This is a genomic window from Bartonella sp. MR100HLJHH, from assembly GCF_042194215.1.
Lineage (GTDB): Bacteria > Pseudomonadota > Alphaproteobacteria > Rhizobiales > Rhizobiaceae > Bartonella > Bartonella grahamii.
The window spans coordinates 1-893 of the sequence record NZ_JBHIMR010000085.1; the positions used below are offsets into that span (position 1 = coordinate 1).

Annotated in this window: 1 pseudogene; it reads right to left on the reverse strand. The window is 41.8% G+C overall.

Annotated elements, in window-relative coordinates:
• Positions 1 to 893: pseudogene (locus tag ACFIJ7_RS09650) on the reverse strand (hypothetical protein); the annotation flags it as partial.

The window sequence follows — 893 nt, forward strand, 5'->3', positions numbered from 1 at the left end:
TTCGTTACTTTTTCAGTGAATTCATTGACAACATTCGTCAAATGCGTATTCACATTCTTGAAATTCATATCAAGACCAGCAAAAGCTGAACCAACATCGTTGTATGACTTTTCTGTTGCCGTACCATCTTCAGCAATATTTGAGATCTTATAAGTCGGAGCGGTTAAAGCACCATCTTTAAATGCAGCATTACCACCAAAATACTTCGCAAGCGTAGTATTCAAAGAATAAAGCTGGGAACCATTCACCGCTTCTGTCGATCCTTCTGAAAGGTTGCCTGCCTTCACACCAGAGATACTACGGACATCGCCTTTACTGTTTGCAACCGTGATTGCTGTGCCTTCTTTCTCTCCACCAATCTGAATAACCTTTGTTTCTGCATCTTGCTTAACAAGGCTATCGCCTACTACTTTGTCAATCTCCTTGTTAATCTCATTGTGAATGTTCGTGAAAGAAGTACCAACTCCAGCAAAGGCTTCTGCTACACTCTCATAGCTGTTTTCTTCAACATCACTACCATCAGCCTTAACAGTCTTAACCGTGAACGTAGGAGCGGTCCATGCACCATTCTCATATTTAGCATTACCGCCTAAAGACTTAGCAACCACAGTGCCCAAGGTATGAAGCTGTGAGCCATTAACAGCGTCTGTTGAAGTTTCACTGATAGCTCCTGCTGCAAGGGACGTAATCTTGCTGTTTTCTTGTGTCACCACAACTTTGCCGTCTTCTTTTTCTTCCTTCTTTTCATGCTGCGCTACAAACGCCCCCTGATCCTTGTTCCACAACAAAGCATCACCTTGAACTTCTTGCGTAATATTCGTTACTTTTTCAGTGAATTCATTGACAACATTCGTCAAATGCGTATTCACATTCTTGAAATTCATATCAAGACC